Genomic DNA, 16,625 nt, shown 5'->3' with positions numbered 1-16,625 from the left:
AGAAAAATTGCTTTCGATCAACGCACGAAAACGTAAACCGCATAGATGGCGATAAGTGCCGCCGCCGCCGCGGCCGTGATGGCGCCGAGGCGTTTTTCGATAAAATGGCGGACCGATTCACCGTATCTTTGCAGCAAACCGGCAAGGATGAAAAAGCGCGCGCCGCGCGTGACGACCGCCGACAGAATGAACAGGCCAAGGCTGATATTGGCCGCGCCCGACAGGATGGTAACCACCTTGATTGGCGGCAGGTGCGCAAGGCCCGATGTCACCAGCAGAAGAACGATGGTTTCATAATCCACCGAGTTCTTCAGATGCTCGAAGCTGTCGAGCTTGCCGTAAAATTCAAGAATCGGCCGGGCAATGCTCTCAAACGCATAATGACCGAGGAACCAGCCCGCTATGCCGCCCAGAACCGAGGCGACCGTGGCCACGAGCGCGTAAAACATCGCTTTTTTCGGCTTCGCCAATACCATGGGCAAAAAAAGCACGTCGGCAGGAACAACGAAAACGGAGCTTTCCACGAAAGCCACGATTGCCAGCCACCACACGGCGGTTTTGCGCGCAGCGAGCGCCATCGTCCAGGCATAGATGTTTTTCAGCATTTTCATGTCCCCGGGGAAGAATGGTCAGGAGGCAGACGGAGGCAAGACACAGGCGGAATTTCACCCGGTCAATCAACGGCAGGCGGCGGGTCCGGAAACCCTTCACGAAGCAGGATTAGAGACAACTCAAGAGAATGGCAAATGTTGGAAGATTTTTTTTGCATCGCGGAAAATGAAAAAGTCCCACGATTCCAATCCATACCGGAGACTGGTTGCTGCGATGCGAAATTTCATCTCTAGGTAGATGAACTCGCCTTTTTGCTGTAGAATAAGAGGTGGCGGGAAGAGGAGGAAGTTATCATGGACTATGTCAACTTCGTTACATCAATCAATCCGGTCATACTTGTCATTCTGCTGGTGGTTCTTCTTGCAGGTGCCTATAGCAACTGGGTTTCGCATTAGATCTTTCGGACGGCATGACCAAATGTGAAGAGGCCCGTTTCCATCTGTGATAGGCATCGGGCCGGAGGAATGGTATCAATCCCGGAGTTGAACAACTTCCGGGAAGCGGCATGTCGAACGAATTCGCATTCACTGATACGTCTGAAAAGCTCAGCACCACGCTTGAAAAGCTCATAGGAAAACTACAGGGCCAGACGATCACATTGCGCGAATTGATGGAAGCGATCGGTGAACAGGGCCTGCTGCTCATCTGTGCCATAGCCTCCCTGCCCTTTCTGATCCCGGTTTCCATTCCCGGAGTCAGCACCGTTTTCGGCGCTGCAATCATTCTCGTCAGTCTCGCGATCACTCTGAACCGCCTGCCATGGCTGCCGGCGAAAATTCTTGACCGGCAGATGGAAACGGCAAAGCTGGTCCCGGCGCTGCAAAAGGGTGTGGCGATCGTATCGAGACTGGACCGCTTTATCCGTCCACGCATTCCGGCGCTGACGACGGGCGTCATCGCCAACAGGATAAATGGCCTCGCCCTGATGACGGCGGGCGTGCTTCTGATGATGCCGCTCGGCTTCATTCCCTTTTCCAACACCCTGCCGGGCATTGCGATCCTGCTTTTCTCAGCGGGCATGATCCAGCGGGACGGCGTCACGGTGCTGGGCGGTTACCTCTTTCTGGGGCTGACGACGATTTATTTCGCTGCACTCGCCTATGCCGCCTTCTGGGCAGGCCAGGGCATCAGCAGCTCAATCGGGGCGTAGCAGGACTACTGTCGGTCCCGGTCGCGGGGCTCCCGCCGGTTCCGCCGCGATGCCCACCAGATCACCAGCCTTCTCCGCTGGCGACGAACAGCCGGCAGGTCGTGCGAAAGCACGACAAGGCCGACGGGAACCATCCAGAAACCCAGAATGGGCAAAAAGCCCAGCGTACCGCCCACGACCAGCGCCGAACCCGTTGCGATCCTGCCGACGCGCGAACGCGGCATGGCAAGGCTCCATTTTCCGAGATTGAGACGACCCGTTCTGTGGTCGATTCCGAATTTCATTCCAATCCGCCCTTCAGCATCTGGCCTGTGGATAATTTTTTCAGCGTCGATAAGCCTGGAAAATCGGGACTCCGGAGGGATAAAACAAGAGGAATGCGTTTTTTTTGAAAAAAGCGCTTGGCAAATCGGAAAAGCATTTGTATTACCCCGCTCACACCGCGCCAAGCAGCGCACGTTCCCTGGTAGCTCAGCGGTAGAGCATTCGACTGTTAATCGACAGGTCGCCGGTTCGAATCCGGCCCGGGGAGCCATTTTTCTCAAAAGCGTGTCAGCCGAGCGAAGTGCAGCTGCAATTCGCCCGACGTGAACTGGAAGTTTTCGTGACTTCCTGCTGTGCGGCCGTCAGGCCATCAGCTTTTCTTGACCGCCCGTTTTGTTGCCTTCGTGGCGTTGGTCAATGCCGGTGGATCGCTGGCCGGAAAACTCTCCTCAAGGCTTTCGGTCAGATCGTCTTCCTTGTTCTTGTCCGTGGATTTCTGCTCTTTCTCCAGCGATTTTACAGCAGGAGATTTCACCTTTGTCGAATTGGCTTTTTTCGTGGGCGACTTTTTTGCAGGCCCCTTCTCCGCTGACGCGGTGGTGGAAGCGGACTTCTTCACGCCATTTCCGCTTTTGGGTTTTGCCGGTTCCGCCTCCGCGGAGATTTCCCGTTCCGCCTCGATCCAGTGTCTTTCATGATGCCCGTCGGGTCTTCCTTCCCTCTCCCATATTGCGCGCGCTTTTTCACGGATTGCGGCTTCGCGGTCGTGGCTCATAACGGACCTCCCTCTTTGCGTTGCACCAGCTTCAATTGTGCCATTGAAAAAACAAAAAAAGCCAGAGTTAGTTCCGCATCGACCTGCGACGAATGAGCATTTTGGCGAGAAAGGGAACCGGCATCGGCTGCCGAGCGTTTGGCCTGCAGAAACCAGCAGGAGATCGCTTCATGAACACCCCGCAGAAGCCGAAAACCGAACCGCTTGATATTGAAGACGACGACGTTGCGCGTTTCGAGACAGACAGCGAGTTGAAAGACAAGGAAGGCGAGATTTATCCGGACGAGAGTATGAACCTACGTGCACGCCGGCAGGCTGCAAGGCAGCACGAGGATGCTTTCATTGTCGCCACCGATCTGGAGGATGACGACCAGCGCGAGGCAGCGCCAGGCACGAGAGAACAGCCTTAAAAGGAAAAGGCGGGTCGAGGCCCGCCTTTATCAAGGGAATGCAGGGAATTTATCGCCGAACCGAAACGATGGCCTTGCGGTTAAAATTCGAGACCTGCACCCTGCCCGATTGGTTGCCGCCCAGGATTTGTGCGGTCTTGCCGCTCATGCTCTTTAGAATACCAGCATGATATCCCCGGCCGTTGCGGATGACGACGACATCACCGGGCTTTGCCTGGCCAACCGGGACGGCATAACCGAAGGAACTCCAGGATTTCGCAAATCCGTAGGATTTGGGTGATTGCCGGCCGGCCTTGCTGGCTACGGCATGCAGGAAAAGGCCGCACCACGGCGTGCTTTTCGGATTTGCCCCGAGAATGTTCTTCAGGCTTTTGTTGTTCTTGGACTCATGCAGCCCGGTGTATTTCTCAGCCTGGTTCAGCATGCCAGCCGAGGCCGGTGCCACGACTGTAAAAGACAAGGCAACGGATAGAATTAACGCGGATACTCTCAAACGTCTCGCCCTTATGTTAGCGGGCGTTCGTGTATTGTGACAATTTAGCGACAATTTGACGAGAAATTGGCAGAAATCAGACGCCTATTCATGCGGGCTGATCTGTCATTGCTTCAGAACAGGCTGCCCTGCGCATCATCCGCACGGCTACGGCCAGCATTTTCAAGGTCCAGCATCCGCAATTTGGTAGTGGTCCCGCCCGGTGCAGAGAAGCCGCCAAGCCTGCCACCTGCGGCAAGGACCCGGTGACACGGAATGATCAGCGGCACCGGATTTTTCGCCATTGCCTGGCCGACGTCGCGTGCTCTCTCCATGCCAAGACCGAGTGTCTTCACGATGCCGCCATACGTCGTCGTGTTGCCCCAGCCGACCTGTCGCGCGACGGCATAGACGTCGAGAAAAAATCGTTCCTGCCCGGCGAGATCAAGGTCCACGGCCTTAAAATCGATTGCCTCACCGCCGAAATAACGGGTGATCATCGCAATCACCTCACGTGTCCGCGTCTCGGGAACGGCGATGGAGGCGGACGGCAGGCGCTTCTGAAGGAGCTTTTCCGTTTCGCCGGCGTCCGCTCCCGGCAATTGCAGACGCACGATACCTCGCCCCGCCCATGCGAGGCCGCAATGGCCAAGCGCCGTTGGAAAAACAATATAGCCGTAGTGGCTGCCCATCACCGTCACTCATTCGCCTTTTCGCCTGCACGATGCCATATCCCGCATTCGAAACAACCCGTTTCCTGCCGCACAACATAAAAGGCCACCCGTTTTGGGCGGGTGGCCTTTCACACGTCAGTTCCAAAATCGGCTCAGGATGCGATTTTTTCCGGCTCCTCAACGAGGCAACGCGCCTGCCGGCTGGCGGCGACGAAGGCAGTGCGGGCTATCTCTCCCGCCACATCGCCCATGAGCGAGGCGCGGCACAGGCGAAGCGCCTGTTCGTGCGCCTTGTCTCCGCGCTCGGGCCACTCATGCTGGAGAAAATCGAAGGCTTCGTAAACGCCTGTGAAAATTCGAGGGGCACCGTTTTCAAGGGAGATGGTAACGGGCTTTTCCCACTTAACGTCATTCAGCAACATTGATTGCACTTCCATGCTCTATTAACCCGCGACAAACGCCGGCTCCTCCAGTTGGTTCCCTTCACCTGCGGTTTCAAGAGCGAAAAAATAACCCTCGAGAAACCATGTATCCCATCTTTCCATTCTAGCCGATTTGCGGAACAAAGCGTTTCAACACTCGTTCAAACGGAAGTGAACCGGGCCCTCCCATGCAGACAAAAGCCTCTCCCGTCATCGTGTGGTTCCGCAAGGACCTGCGCCTTTCGGACAACCTCGCTTTGCTTGCGGCGGCCGACCATAAAGGTCCCGTCATCCCCGTCTATATCAGGGAAAAATGTTGCGGCGCGCTGGGGCGTGCGCAGGAATGGTGGCTTCACCACTCGCTCACTGCGCTTCATGCCGCGCTCAAGAAAACAGGCAGCCGCCTCGTGCTTGCCGGCGGCGACGCCGAGGAGGTTTTGCGCAGGCTGATCGCGGAAACCGGCGCAGACACCGTATTCTGGAACCGCCGCTATGATCCTGAAGGTATTTCGACCGACAAGACCCTAAAACGCGCGCTCCGGGATAAAGGCCTGACGGTACGAAGCTTTTCCGGACATCTGCTGCATGAGCCATCGAAGCTGCAGACGAAATCCGGCGGTCCCTACCGGGTCTATACACCGTTCTGGCGCGCTCTGGAGGGCGGCGAAGAGCCCCACGCGCCTGCGGATGCACCAGACAGACTCAACGCGCCCAGGAACTGGCCAAGATCGGAAACGCTCGACGAATGGCAGCTGCGGCCCAAAAGGCCTGACTGGGCAAGGGAGTTTAGCGATATCTGGTCGCCTGGCGAAGACGGGGCCCGGGAGAACCTCTCCGATTTCATTGACGGCGCACTGAAAGGTTATGAAGAGGGCCGCGACCTGCCGGCGAAGGACGCGACTTCCCGACTTTCACCGCACCTCGCATTAGGAGAAATCTCACCCGCCACCGTCTGGCATGCGACGAAGGGACTTTCCCGCCACATCGCCTCAAACGATATCAGCCGTTTTCGCAAGGAAATCGTCTGGCGGGAATTCTGCTATCACCTCCTGTTTCATTTTCCCGAGCTGGACGAAAAGAACTGGAACGACAGTTTCGACGCCTTCAACTGGCGGGACGATGACAAATCCTTCATGGCCTGGACGCGCGGCATGACCGGCTATCCGATCGTGGATGCCGGGATGCGGCAACTATGGCGCCACGGCACGATGCATAACCGCGTCCGCATGATCGTGGCGTCCTTCCTCATCAAGCATCTGCTGATCGATTGGCGCAAGGGTGAGAAATGGTTCCGCGATACGCTCGTGGACGCCGATCCGGCCTCCAATGCCGCCAACTGGCAGTGGGTGGCGGGTTCGGGAGCAGATGCCTCGCCATTTTTCCGCATCTTCAACCCTATCCTGCAAGGCGAAAAATTCGATGGGGACGGCGATTATGTCCGCCGTTTCGTACCGGAGCTTGCAAGGCTAGAGCGCAAATATATTCACAAACCATTCGAGGCCCCGAAAGAGGTGCTGACCAAAGCGGGCATCACGCTCGGGGAAACCTACCCGAACCCCATTGTCGACCATGGCAGGGCGCGGGAGAGAGCACTTGCTGCCTATGCCAGAGTGAAGAAGAAGACATAAAACTGGGTATCGGCAAAATTTTGCGTGGCGAAGCCGAAGCCGGGAAGATAATTTCTTGCCTTGAAGCGGTTGTAACGGGACATAACGGCACCTAATTTCCGCTCAGACAAGAAGGCTCAATCATGACCATTCACCCCTCTGCGCTCAGTGCCATCGGCAATACGCCGCTCATCCGTCTGAAAGCTGCTTCTGAAGCGACGGGGTGCGAAATCCTCGGCAAGGCGGAATTCCTCAATCCTGGCCAGTCCGTAAAGGATCGCGCCGCGCTCTACATCATCCGCGACGCCGAAAGGCGCGGACAATTGCGCCGGGGCGGCACCATCGTGGAAGGCACGGCGGGCAATACCGGCATCGGCCTTTCGCTGGTCGCCAATGCGCTCGGTTACAGGACGGTCATCGTCATTCCCGAAACGCAGAGCCAGGAAAAGAAGGACGCGCTGAAGCTTCTCGGCGCAAAGCTGGTCGAAGTCCCGGCAGCTCCCTACTCCAACCCGAACAATTACGTGAAAGTCTCCGGCCGGCTAGCGAGACAGCTTGCGGCGACGGATGAGAACGGCGCGATCTGGGCTAACCAGTTCGACAATATCGCCAACAGACAGGCTCATATCGAGACCACTGCTCCCGAAATATGGGACCAGACGGATGGCAAGGTCGACGGTTTCATCTGCGCGGTCGGCTCCGGTGGAACGCTGGCGGGTGTGGCGGACGGCCTTCGCGATTTCAATCCCGACATCAAGATCGGCCTTGCCGATCCCGAGGGAGCGGCCCTCTACGAATTCTATAAGAATGGCGTCCTGAAATCGGAAGGCACCTCCATCACGGAAGGCATCGGGCAAGGGCGCATCACCGCCAATCTCGAGGGTTTCACACCGGATTTCTCCTATCGCATTCCGGATGCGGAAGCGTTGCCCATCCTTTTCGATCTGGTAACGAAGGAAGGCCTGTGCCTCGGCGGCTCCACCGGAATCAATATCGCCGGCGCAATCCGGCTTGCCCGTGAGCTTGGTCCGGGGCATACAATCGTGACGATACTTTGCGACTACGGCAATCGTTATCAGTCGAAGCTCTTCAATCCAGAGTTCCTGCGGTCCAAGGGCCTTCCCGTTCCGCAGTGGCTGGCGACGAAAACCGATATTTCGGTTCCGTACGAAACCGTTTGAGGACATGCCGAAATGCCTGTGAATGCCCTGTTCCGTGACGATTTTTATCTTTCCACCGCAGAAGCGATCGTCACGGCGGTGCATGAGGACGGCGGCATCGAGTTCGACCAGACCTGTTTTTATGCCACCTCGGGCGGCCAGCCTGGCGATACCGGCTTTCTCGAGCGCGTTGATGGTTCGCGCATCGCGCTCGGCATTACAAAGCATGGCGCCGACAAGAGCGTCATCATCCATGTCCCGCTTGAGGATCAGCCGCCTCCTGAAGTCGGGGAAAAGCTGACGCTGCATGTGGACTGGCCGCGTCGTTACAAGTTGATGCGCATGCACACGGCCTGCCATCTGCTCTCCGTCGTCTGCCAATGGCCGATCACGGGAGCAGCCGTTGGTGAGGACGAGTCGCGTGTCGATTTCGACATGTCGGAGACCATTGACAAAGACGACGTAACCGCCAGGCTGATGGAACTGGTGAGAGCCAATCATCCCGTTTTCCTGCAATGGATCACGGACGAGGAGCTTCAGGCCAATCCCGGCATTGTCAAATCCAAGAATGTGCGTCCGCCAATGGGGCTCGGTCGGGTCAGCCTCGTCTGCATCGGCGAAAATTCCAGCATAGACAGCCAGCCCTGCGGCGGCACCCATGTATCCGAAACGCAGGAAGTGGGCGATATTCACATTGCCAAGATAGAAAAGAAGGGCAAGGAGAACAGGCGGTTCCGCATTCGTTTCGGCGCGCCTGAAGCTGTTGCCTGAGATCGGGAGAGACATCGTGAGCACGGATAAGAGCCGTTTCGTCGTTTCGGCGGACTGGGTTGAGAAACAGCTTGGCACGCCCGGGTTTCGCATCGTCGATGCCTCCTGGTATCTGCCGGCGCATAAGCGCAACGGCGCAGAAGAATATGCGGCAGGTCACCTTCCTGGCGCCGTGTTCTTCGATCAGGATAAAATCGCCGATCACACGACCGGCCTGCCGCACTCCCTGCCCTCGCCTGAATTTTTCGCGGAACAGGCCGGCGCGCTCGGCCTCAGCGAGACCGATACGATCGTGGTCTATGATGGTCCGGGCTTCTTTTCCGCACCCCGCGTCTGGTGGATGCTGCGGGTAATGGGCGTGCACAAGGCCTATGTGCTGGATGGCGGCCTGGACGGCTGGAAGCGCGAAGGCCGGCCGCTGGAAACCGGCGCGCCGGAAATTGAGCCCACAACCTTCACACCCGATTTCAACGAAAAACGTGTGACCTCGCTTGGCACCATGCGCGGTATTGTCGACAGCGGCGAAAAGCAGATTGCAGATGCCCGCGGTGCCGGCCGCTTTACCGGCGAGGAGGCCGAGCCGCGTGCGGGCATGCGTTCGGGCCATATGCCCGGTGCACGCAGCCTGCCGGCGACAGCCTTTTCCGAAAACGGCCACTTCAAGGACCTTACGGCAATCCGCAAAATGGTGACCGATGCCGGCATCGATCTTACGAAGCCCGTCGTAACGAGCTGCGGTTCGGGTGTGACGGCAGCCGTCATTACCCTGGCGCTGGAATCGCTCGGTCATCAGGACAATTCTCTCTATGACGGCTCATGGTCGGAATGGGGCGGATTACAGGACACGCCGGTGGTTACCGGTCCGGCGGATGCGATCCCCACGCTGTCGCACGGCCCATTGAAGGCGCACGTGACGCAGCTCGAAATGACGGCACCGCCGAAGGTCAGCCTGCCGATCCCCGTCAACATCCAGACGGCGCTGATGCGGGTCAACAATATTCCCCTGCACTTTTACCGCTATCTGTACTGGCGGGTTGGAAAGCGATGGCATTGGCAAAAGCGCATGCGCATGAGCGATGCTGAACTTTCCGCCATCCTACGCGATCCGAAAAACAGCGTTACGGTTCTTTATATGAACGGTGCACCCGCCGGTTTCTTCGAGCTGAACAAGACAAGCGACGAGGTGACAGAGCTTTCTTATTTCGGGCTGCTCGAAGAAGCGATCGGCGCTGGTGTCGGCAAGTGGTTCCTGTTGCAGGCGCTTTACGCCGCCTGGCAGGACAATCCGCAGCGGGTGACGGTGACGACCAACACGCTCGACCATCCGCGCGCCTTGCAGCTCTACCAGATGATGGGCTTTTCGCCCGTGGGCACCTATGAGGCCTGGGTGGAGCCGTTGGCCGATACGGAGCTCCTGGAGATATCGCTACGCAATTGAGGGGTAGCGGTTTACGCGCCTTATCATCCCGTGTCGTTCACGGGAGGGATGGTAAAAAGGGACGCGGCCCTCACGCTTTGTCGATAATTAGATGTGTCGCGCCCTCGCCCGCCACCGCTCCCGTGCAGCGGTAACCGAGGGCGGGCAAATCCATGCCTTCGAATAATTGCTCGCCGCGCCCGAGAAAAACCGGCGCCAGCGCCAGATGCAGCTCATCTATCAGGCGCGCCGTCATATATTGCCGGATAGTGGAAACCCCGCCGCCGATGCGGACATCCCTGCCATTTGCCGCCGCCAGCGCCATGTCGAGCGCCGCCTCGATGCCGTCGGTCACGAAATGGAAGACAGTACCGCCCTGCATCGTGAAGGACGGTCGCGCGTGATGCGTCAGGACGAAGACTGGAACATGATAAGGCGGCTCGTCGCCCCACCAGCCTTTCCAGTTTTCATCCGGCCATGCGCCGCGCACCGGCCCGAACATGTTGCGGCCTAAAATCCATGCTCCGATATTTTCAAAGCTCTTTTCGGAAAAATCCTCGTCGGTGCCGGTCGAGCCGCCGTCTTTACCGAACATGCGGTGAAAGGTGCGGGTCTTGAAGGCCCATTGGTGCAACTCTTCACCCTTCACACCCAGCGGGTTCTGCAGACTTTGATCTGGTCCTGCCCCATATCCGTCAAGCGAGATGGCGAAATTGCGAACGACAACCTTCGGCACGGCACTCTCCTCCATCATGAGGAGGCCAGGCTATCCGCGACTGCAACCCTGGCCTCAGATTTCCCGTTCCAGATTAACCGCGGCAGTCGGGATCTGCCCGCCGGCTGCGCCCTTGTCTTCGGTGACCGTGTTCAATAGATGATCGGCAATGAGTTCCGCCTGGAACTTGCCGAGTTCATAACAATAGGTGATCTCGCGCTTTTCCGCCGACCAGTAGACATCCGGGCGACCGCAGGACTTGGCCGTCAGCTTCACGTCCCCTTTCAGGCCATAACCGCCAAAGCTGCGGCTGATGAGATCGAGGACCTTCGATTCCTTGATCATGATGGCATAGGGTTCAAGTTCCGGATCGCGCGGCGGCATGTAGCTGACGGAGAATCTGGAAGGCGTCTGACTGCGGTGGGGCGCGAGAAAATTCTCCCAGGCCGAAGCGACCGCCGGATAGGCCGCGGCGCATTTGTCAAATTCGGCATTGGGAAGCCCCATCATGGCGGCGAGGTCGCCATAACCGTCCTTGTCGCGGCCCACCATCAGGCAGGCCATGTTGCGGTCGCGGCTCCTGTCGGGCACCAGCGCGGAGAAGACAGGGGCTTCGTGCTCAGGAAGCGTCTCCGCCTCACGTGCGAGATACCAGCTGTCGGTGGCGTTCACGAGCGCGGTGTCAAGCCATTCTTCATTGGCCTGCAGGATCAGCGTTCCTGCCAGTTGGTCGGCCGGGGCCTGTACACTTTCCGTGTCCGCCGTCCCAAAATCCGAGATCAGCATGCGCGCGCCCTCGTGATAGAGCGAAAAAATCGCGTTGCCGATGACGAAATTGACCGCCTGCTGGAGCTGATCGTCGGACAGGCCGTCGAGACCGGAGGCGACCTGCGCCTCGGCATCAATCGGAGCCGTCAACGATACGAAAGCCAGCGGAACGGCGGCCAGAAAACGACGGAACATAAAATCAGACCTTCCGGGAACGAGGAGCGTCACTGATTCCCGAACCTAACGAGTCACGCAATGGGCTGGTTGCATCAGCTGTCAAGAATCGGGTGGATAGCAGCGCGTTTCGGGACCATAGCTGCAAAGAAGCAACGCCGATCCCAGCCAGAAGAGGCCGCCATGACCAATATCGTTTTCACCGCAATGCCGGCTAAGGACGCCGAGGATTTCCGCGCGGGCGCCGCCGATGCCTATGGCAATCGACCGGAAACAGCCGTTTCTCCCGGCGGCATGCCGTGTCGCCACTGCCTCGACCAGATCGGCGCGGGTGAAGCCATGCTCGTACTCGCCTACCGGCCGTTTCCCTCGCTGCAGCCCTACGCCGAGACGGGGCCGGTCTTCCTGCATGCCGAAGCCTGCGATCGTTATCCACTGACAGATCTCCTTCCGCCGATGCTGGACAGCCCCGACTATATCGTGCGCGGATATGGCGACGATGACCGTATTGTCTATGGCACGGGTGCGGTAACGGCCACCGGCGAGATCGTCTCGCGGGCGCGGGCACTTCTGGGGCGCGAAGACGTCGCCTATGTCCACGTCCGTTCCGCACGAAACAATTGTTACCAATGCCGTATCGCCAAAGCATAATCACAGCATTGTCTAGAATTTTAACCGAACGGCTAAACGGGTTTCAAACTTTTACAGGTTAATCTGCACCCATCGGAAACAATTGATTTGAGTAGCAAAATGACAAACAACCTCAATATGGCGACCCGGACCGCGCCTCGCAGCAAGACAAGGATCTTTGCGACTGTGCATTATTTCAGCCAGTCGACCAGAGGACGTGTCGTCGATCTGTCGGCAACCGGAATGGCGCTCGAGCTGGACGGGCCTTTCGCTGCCGCCAAGGGTAGCCGGGTCAAGGTGCAGAGTGAGGATCTGGGCTTCATCGAGGGCGTCGTGCAGTGGCAGCACATGAACCGTCTTGGCCTGCAGCTCAAGCTTTCCACCAACACGCTGGCGCAGCTCTCTTCCTATTTCCGTTTCTTCCACGAAGACGTGAAACCGACACTGGCCCGCTGATCCGGAGCATTACAATGCGCGGAACAAATGACGCGCATTTTCCAGTGCGGCGGGACCTGCGCCGCACGTCACTGACAAAAAATTTATCAAACGGTTGAAAACCGGCCCATCTGTCATGGGCCTGTCATTTTGGTGATGGACTCCTCTGCGATTGCTTCTACCCTGTCGTCTTTAAAGACAGAGCAAGCTTCATCCGAAGGAGTTCCCATGTCGTCGCTTCTCGCCCTACACCCCATTACCCGGCGCTCACTTCTGGGTGGCATTGCAGCCACTTCGGCGCTCGTGATGTTGCACCCTTTTGCTGCGCGTGCGGCGGCCAACCAGGCGCATCTGCGCATCATGGAAACGACCGACATCCATGTTCACGTCTTTCCCTATGATTATTACGCCGACAAACCGAACGACACGATGGGTCTGGCGCGCACCGCCTCGATCATAGACACCATCCGCGCCGAAGCCGGGAACTCGATGCTGGTGGATAACGGCGACTTCCTGCAGGGCAACCCGCTCGGCGACTATATCGCCTATGAGCGCGGCATGAAGGCCGGCGACAAGCACCCTGTCATCAATGCCATGAACGTCTTGGGCTACGATTGCGGCACGCTCGGCAACCATGAATTCAACTATGGCCTCGACTATATGTCGAACACGCTGGCGGGCGCCGGCTTCCCTTATGTGTGCGCGAACCTCACCAAGGGGCAGCTGGCTTCCGATCCGAAGAACGACGACCTGTTCTTCAAGCCCTATGTCATTCTGGAAAAACAGATCCGCGATGGCGGCGGCGTCACCAGCCCGGTCAAGGTCGGCATCATCGGTTTCGTGCCGCCTCAGATCATGATGTGGGATTCCAAGAACCTCGAGGGCAAGGCGCAGACGCGTGACATCGTCGAGGCGGCGAAAGCCTGGGTGCCTGTCATGAAGGAGGAAGGCGCGGATATCATCATCGCCCTTTCCCATTCCGGCATCGACGGCAAGGGCCAGACCGAGCGCATGGAAAACGCATCGCTGTATCTCGCAGCCGTTGAAGGCATCGACGCGATCTTCACCGGCCACCAGCACCTTGTTTTCCCCGGTCCGAAGACCTGGGACGGCATCGAGGGTGCTGATGCGGTCAAGGGTACGCTGATGGGCAAGCCGGCGGTCATGGCCGGCTTCTGGGGCTCCCATATGGGCCTTATCGACCTGCTGCTTGAAAAGGATGGCAAGAGCTGGAAGATCGTCGACTTCACCTCAGAAGCCCGCCCGATCTACCATCGCGATGAAAATCGCAAGGTCGTTGCTGACTATACCGACAAGCCGGAGGTTCTCGCCGCAGCCAAGGTGGATCACGAAGCGGCCCTTGCCTATGTGCGCCGCCCGGTCGGCAAGACATCCGCGCCGCTCTATTCCTATTTCGCGCTGGTGGCAGACGATCCGTCCGTGCAGATCGTCTCCAACGCCCAGACCTGGTACATCAAGGACATGCTGAAGGAAGGGCAGTATAAGGATCTGCCCGTGCTTTCGGCAGCGGCCCCCTTCAAATCGGGCGGTCGTGGCGGCGCGGATTATTACACCGATGTCCCCGCCGGTGACATCGCCATCAAGAACGTCGCCGATCTCTATCTTTATCCCAACACGGTGCAGGCAGTGCTGATCAACGGGGCGCAGGTGAAGAACTGGCTGGAAATGTCCGCCGGCATGTTCAATACGGTTGAGGCCGGTGCCAAGGATGCGCCACTGCTCAACCCAGACTTCCCGTCCTATAATTTCGACGTGATCGATGGCGTGACTTATCAGATCGACATTTCCAAACCGGCGAAATTTGACAAGGACGGCAAGGCGGTCAACCCGGACAGCAACCGCATCGTCAATCTGCAGTTCAATGGCAAGCCGATCGATCCCGAAAAGAAATTCGTGGTTGCGACCAATAATTACCGTGCAAGCGGCGGCGGCAAATTCCCCGATATCGCCGGCGACAAGGTGATCTTCGTCGCGCCCGATACAAACCGCGACGTGATCGTGCGCTATATCATCGATCAGGGCACCATCAACCCGTCCGCGGATGCCAACTGGTCCTTTGCACCGGTGGAAAACACCACCGCCGTCTTCGAGACCGGGCCCAAGGGACGCCATTACGCAGCCGACATCAAGGGCGCCAGGATCGAGGATGCCGGCGACGGCGCGGAAGGTTTCGCGAAGTTCCGCCTGATTCTTTAACGACCGTGCCCTCCCGGCGACCTGTCGCCGGGAGGTATTTTCCTAGTCGCGCCCAGCCAACGCGCGTAACAGCATCGGCAGTTCCTGCGGCGGCTTCTGTTCGACACGCCGATAGTCGCTGCCGTCACGGTTACGGCGGATGAGTCTCAGGCCAACCATGTCGCGCCTCAGCATGGCCGCATCCCCGAACAGGTGCAGGCTATCCAGAAAGCTGCTGAATTCTCGCTCGGAAAAACTCTGCCCGGCGGGAATTTTTGCCCAGAGATACCAGAGGCACAGTTCCTGATGCGACCGGCGGGCCGGCCATTGCATCAGCCGGCCGGCGGCGTCAAAGACACGAACGGTCTTCAGCACCCTGCCCTCATTGACGGCTGGCAGCAGCTCAGGCTGAGCGGTTGCGCTTTCGGCGGAAGAGATGCGGTCAGCGCGCAGATGCTGGAAATTTCGAAAACCGGCGGCCCGGCTCAGAAGATTGAGCATCTCCACATGGCTCGGCTGGCGGTCCAGCCTGCCGATCTGCGCGCGCACGGATTTGGCAAAGGTCGAGAGATCGGCAATATCAATGGAAAGGATCGAACGTGGCATGACTTACCCTCAAGTGCCATTCCGAAAAGGTGTCGCTGATCGCCGGCTTCCGACAAGGCACGGGATAAGTGCTGTCAAACCATAAATATGCAGGTTTAGCTTCCCATGCGGGACGGCGATGCCTCGGTGAACTGCAGACCGTGATTAGGTATAGGCAGGCGATCCGCCCACGTCAATTGGCCTCTGCGGCATAGCGCCGAGGTTGCCGCGCGTTTCCTCTCCCAGCCGGGGCGAAGAAGCAGGCCCGGCCGGTCCACATATAATTAGCCAATATCACTCAGCGGCGACAGCAATGGACCTCTGTTTGCTGGCAGCAAGCATACCATTGAAATCCTTATGATTCGGGCAGGCGGACAGGCGCTGCTGAAAAGCCTCGGCGAGCCATTGCCCCGCCGGGCCCGCAGGCGAATCCACCCGTCGCAGTGCAAACAGCGGATATTCCCCCTGCTCATAGGCCTCGAGTTCGAGCGCCTTGAGGCTGCCATTGGTAAGATCGTTGCGGACGATCGATGCGGGCAGACCGCCCCAGCCGAGACCGCCCTTGATGAGCTGGTATTTGGTGGCGATGTCGCTGACCCGCCATGTCTTGTAGGAGAGAACATTGAAATCGCGGCCCTTGGTCAGGCCGGAGGCATCGGTGACGACAAGCTGAACCTCCTCGCGCACGTCGGCGAGAACCAGCGGGCGTTCGATCTGCGCCAGCGGGTGATCCGACGCGACGACCGGCAGCATGAAGGAATGGCCCACCTTTTCGACGACGAGCTCATCATCCTGGCGCAGCATCGCCCCGCCAATGCCGATGCCTGCCTTGCGGGAGAGCACCATGTCCATGACCATGCCCAGCTCGCCAACATTGAGGCTGAGGGCTACGGTTGGGAATTGCGTGCGAAAATCCCGCAGCACAGCCACCACGGCCTCCGCCGGCACCATGGTGCTGATAGCTACGGAAAGTTCCGCTTCCAGCCCCTGTTTCAGCCCCTTGGCGCGGGCACGCATTTCCTGCAGACCAGCGACGATGCGCCTTGCATCCTCCAGCATGGCGCGCCCTTCGTCCGTCAGCTTCGGCTGGCGCACCCCGTTGCGCTCGAAAAGCGTAACCTCAAGCTGCGCTTCGAGATTGGCGATGGTGTAACTGACCACCGACTGCGCACGATTGAGCGCCCGCGATGCGGCGGAAAAACTGCCGGTCTCGGCAACCGTCAAGAATACCTGCAATTGATCGAGCGTTGGGTTCGCGTCCATGTCCCATCCATTTCATCGATAGATTGCTTCCACATTATCACAGTTTTCTTGATGGCAGTAATTTTTCATATAGAGCGCAAAGGCAGGGCATCGTGCTCTCCCGCCCTCCCAAGGCGCCCGTCAAT

The 16,625-nt window shown here is 58.3% G+C and carries 19 protein-coding genes and 1 tRNA gene; 10 read left to right on the top strand and 10 right to left on the bottom strand.

Annotated features, from left to right (window positions below; translation table 11 throughout):
* Positions 1 to 17: 17 nt before the first annotated feature.
* Positions 18 to 605, bottom strand: a complete 588-nt coding sequence (locus tag DOU54_RS18930) for a YqaA family protein (protein ID WP_004441250.1) — start codon at positions 603 to 605, stop codon at positions 18 to 20.
* A gap of 512 nt (positions 606 to 1,117) precedes the next feature.
* Between DOU54_RS18930 and DOU54_RS18925 the strand changes: the two genes are divergently transcribed.
* On the top strand, positions 1,118 to 1,762 hold the full coding sequence (locus tag DOU54_RS18925) for an exopolysaccharide biosynthesis protein (RefSeq protein WP_004441247.1): 645 nt from the start codon (positions 1,118 to 1,120) through the stop codon (positions 1,760 to 1,762).
* A gap of 5 nt (positions 1,763 to 1,767) precedes the next feature.
* Here the strand turns inward: DOU54_RS18925 and DOU54_RS18920 are convergent, their stop codons facing one another.
* A complete protein-coding gene (locus DOU54_RS18920) occupies positions 1,768 to 2,046 on the bottom strand; it encodes a hypothetical protein (protein WP_006697967.1) in 279 nt (92 codons plus the stop codon).
* Positions 2,047 to 2,222: 176 nt separating this feature from the next.
* On the opposite strand from DOU54_RS18920, the gene DOU54_RS18915 reads away from it, so the two are divergent.
* A tRNA-Asn gene (locus DOU54_RS18915) sits at positions 2,223 to 2,297 on the top strand.
* 99 nt (positions 2,298 to 2,396) lie between these two features.
* On the opposite strand, the gene DOU54_RS18910 is transcribed toward DOU54_RS18915, so the two are convergent.
* Positions 2,397 to 2,801: a DUF2934 domain-containing protein gene (locus DOU54_RS18910; RefSeq protein WP_048902674.1), complete on the bottom strand. Its 405-nt coding sequence runs from the start codon at positions 2,799 to 2,801 to the stop codon at positions 2,397 to 2,399.
* Positions 2,802 to 2,971: 170 nt separating this feature from the next.
* On the opposite strand from DOU54_RS18910, the gene DOU54_RS18905 reads away from it, so the two are divergent.
* Complete coding sequence (locus tag DOU54_RS18905; RefSeq protein WP_004441242.1) at positions 2,972 to 3,211, top strand: hypothetical protein; 240 nt, start codon at positions 2,972 to 2,974, stop codon at positions 3,209 to 3,211.
* A gap of 49 nt (positions 3,212 to 3,260) precedes the next feature.
* Here DOU54_RS18905 and DOU54_RS18900 read toward each other — a convergent pair whose 3' ends face one another.
* The 3 genes from DOU54_RS18900 to DOU54_RS18890 form a co-directional block, all read right to left on the bottom strand.
* Positions 3,261 to 3,704: a TIGR02594 family protein gene (locus DOU54_RS18900; protein ID WP_113382535.1), complete on the bottom strand. Its 444-nt coding sequence runs from the start codon at positions 3,702 to 3,704 to the stop codon at positions 3,261 to 3,263.
* A 113-nt stretch (positions 3,705 to 3,817) separates the two neighbouring features.
* A complete protein-coding gene (locus DOU54_RS18895) occupies positions 3,818 to 4,375 on the bottom strand; it encodes a methylated-DNA--[protein]-cysteine S-methyltransferase (RefSeq protein ID WP_004441238.1) in 558 nt (185 codons plus the stop codon).
* A gap of 134 nt (positions 4,376 to 4,509) precedes the next feature.
* Positions 4,510 to 4,779 (bottom strand): DUF982 domain-containing protein, encoded by a 270-nt coding sequence (locus DOU54_RS18890; RefSeq protein WP_006697962.1) that lies wholly within the window; start codon positions 4,777 to 4,779, stop codon positions 4,510 to 4,512.
* Between the two features lie 188 nt (positions 4,780 to 4,967).
* Here DOU54_RS18890 and DOU54_RS18885 point away from each other — a divergent pair, with 188 nt between their 5' ends.
* From DOU54_RS18885 to sseA, 4 genes are all read left to right on the top strand, one after another.
* A complete protein-coding gene (locus DOU54_RS18885; RefSeq protein ID WP_113382536.1) occupies positions 4,968 to 6,407 on the top strand; it encodes a cryptochrome/photolyase family protein in 1,440 nt (479 codons plus the stop codon).
* Between the two features lie 122 nt (positions 6,408 to 6,529).
* Entirely contained in the window at positions 6,530 to 7,567 is a 1,038-nt protein-coding gene (locus tag DOU54_RS18880; RefSeq protein WP_006697960.1) for a cysteine synthase A, read from the top strand.
* Between the two features lie 12 nt (positions 7,568 to 7,579).
* Complete coding sequence (locus DOU54_RS18875; protein WP_113382537.1) at positions 7,580 to 8,317, top strand: alanyl-tRNA editing protein; 738 nt, start codon at positions 7,580 to 7,582, stop codon at positions 8,315 to 8,317.
* Positions 8,318 to 8,333: 16 nt separating this feature from the next.
* Positions 8,334 to 9,755, top strand: coding sequence for a 3-mercaptopyruvate sulfurtransferase (gene sseA / locus DOU54_RS18870; protein ID WP_113382538.1), 1,422 nt, complete (start codon positions 8,334 to 8,336; stop codon positions 9,753 to 9,755).
* A gap of 70 nt (positions 9,756 to 9,825) precedes the next feature.
* On the opposite strand, the gene DOU54_RS18865 is transcribed toward sseA, so the two are convergent.
* Both DOU54_RS18865 and DOU54_RS18860 read right to left on the bottom strand, forming a co-directional pair.
* Complete coding sequence (locus DOU54_RS18865) at positions 9,826 to 10,470, bottom strand: dihydrofolate reductase family protein (RefSeq protein ID WP_045534286.1); 645 nt, start codon at positions 10,468 to 10,470, stop codon at positions 9,826 to 9,828.
* Positions 10,471 to 10,524: 54 nt separating this feature from the next.
* Positions 10,525 to 11,412, bottom strand: coding sequence for a DUF4344 domain-containing metallopeptidase (locus DOU54_RS18860; protein WP_022556004.1), 888 nt, complete (start codon positions 11,410 to 11,412; stop codon positions 10,525 to 10,527).
* 162 nt (positions 11,413 to 11,574) lie between these two features.
* Between DOU54_RS18860 and DOU54_RS18855 the strand changes: the two genes are divergently transcribed.
* From DOU54_RS18855 to DOU54_RS18845, 3 genes are all read left to right on the top strand, one after another.
* Positions 11,575 to 12,042: a DUF1203 domain-containing protein gene (locus tag DOU54_RS18855; RefSeq protein WP_022556003.1), complete on the top strand. Its 468-nt coding sequence runs from the start codon at positions 11,575 to 11,577 to the stop codon at positions 12,040 to 12,042.
* A gap of 99 nt (positions 12,043 to 12,141) precedes the next feature.
* Positions 12,142 to 12,477, top strand: a complete 336-nt coding sequence (locus DOU54_RS18850; RefSeq protein WP_004441225.1) for a PilZ domain-containing protein — start codon at positions 12,142 to 12,144, stop codon at positions 12,475 to 12,477.
* A 207-nt stretch (positions 12,478 to 12,684) separates the two neighbouring features.
* Entirely contained in the window at positions 12,685 to 14,673 is a 1,989-nt protein-coding gene (locus DOU54_RS18845) for a bifunctional 2',3'-cyclic-nucleotide 2'-phosphodiesterase/3'-nucleotidase (protein WP_113731737.1), read from the top strand.
* Positions 14,674 to 14,715: 42 nt separating this feature from the next.
* Here DOU54_RS18845 and DOU54_RS18840 read toward each other — a convergent pair whose 3' ends face one another.
* Positions 14,716 to 15,258, bottom strand: a complete 543-nt coding sequence (locus DOU54_RS18840; RefSeq protein WP_113382539.1) for a DUF2087 domain-containing protein — start codon at positions 15,256 to 15,258, stop codon at positions 14,716 to 14,718.
* A gap of 273 nt (positions 15,259 to 15,531) precedes the next feature.
* Positions 15,532 to 16,500, bottom strand: a complete 969-nt coding sequence (locus tag DOU54_RS18835) for a LysR family transcriptional regulator (protein WP_006697950.1) — start codon at positions 16,498 to 16,500, stop codon at positions 15,532 to 15,534.
* Positions 16,501 to 16,625: the final 125 nt, after the last annotated feature.

This window comes from Agrobacterium sp. MS2 (assembly GCF_003261015.1).
Taxonomy (GTDB): domain Bacteria; phylum Pseudomonadota; class Alphaproteobacteria; order Rhizobiales; family Rhizobiaceae; genus Agrobacterium; species Agrobacterium pusense.
This window is presented reverse-complemented; position numbering and strand designations above follow the sequence as displayed.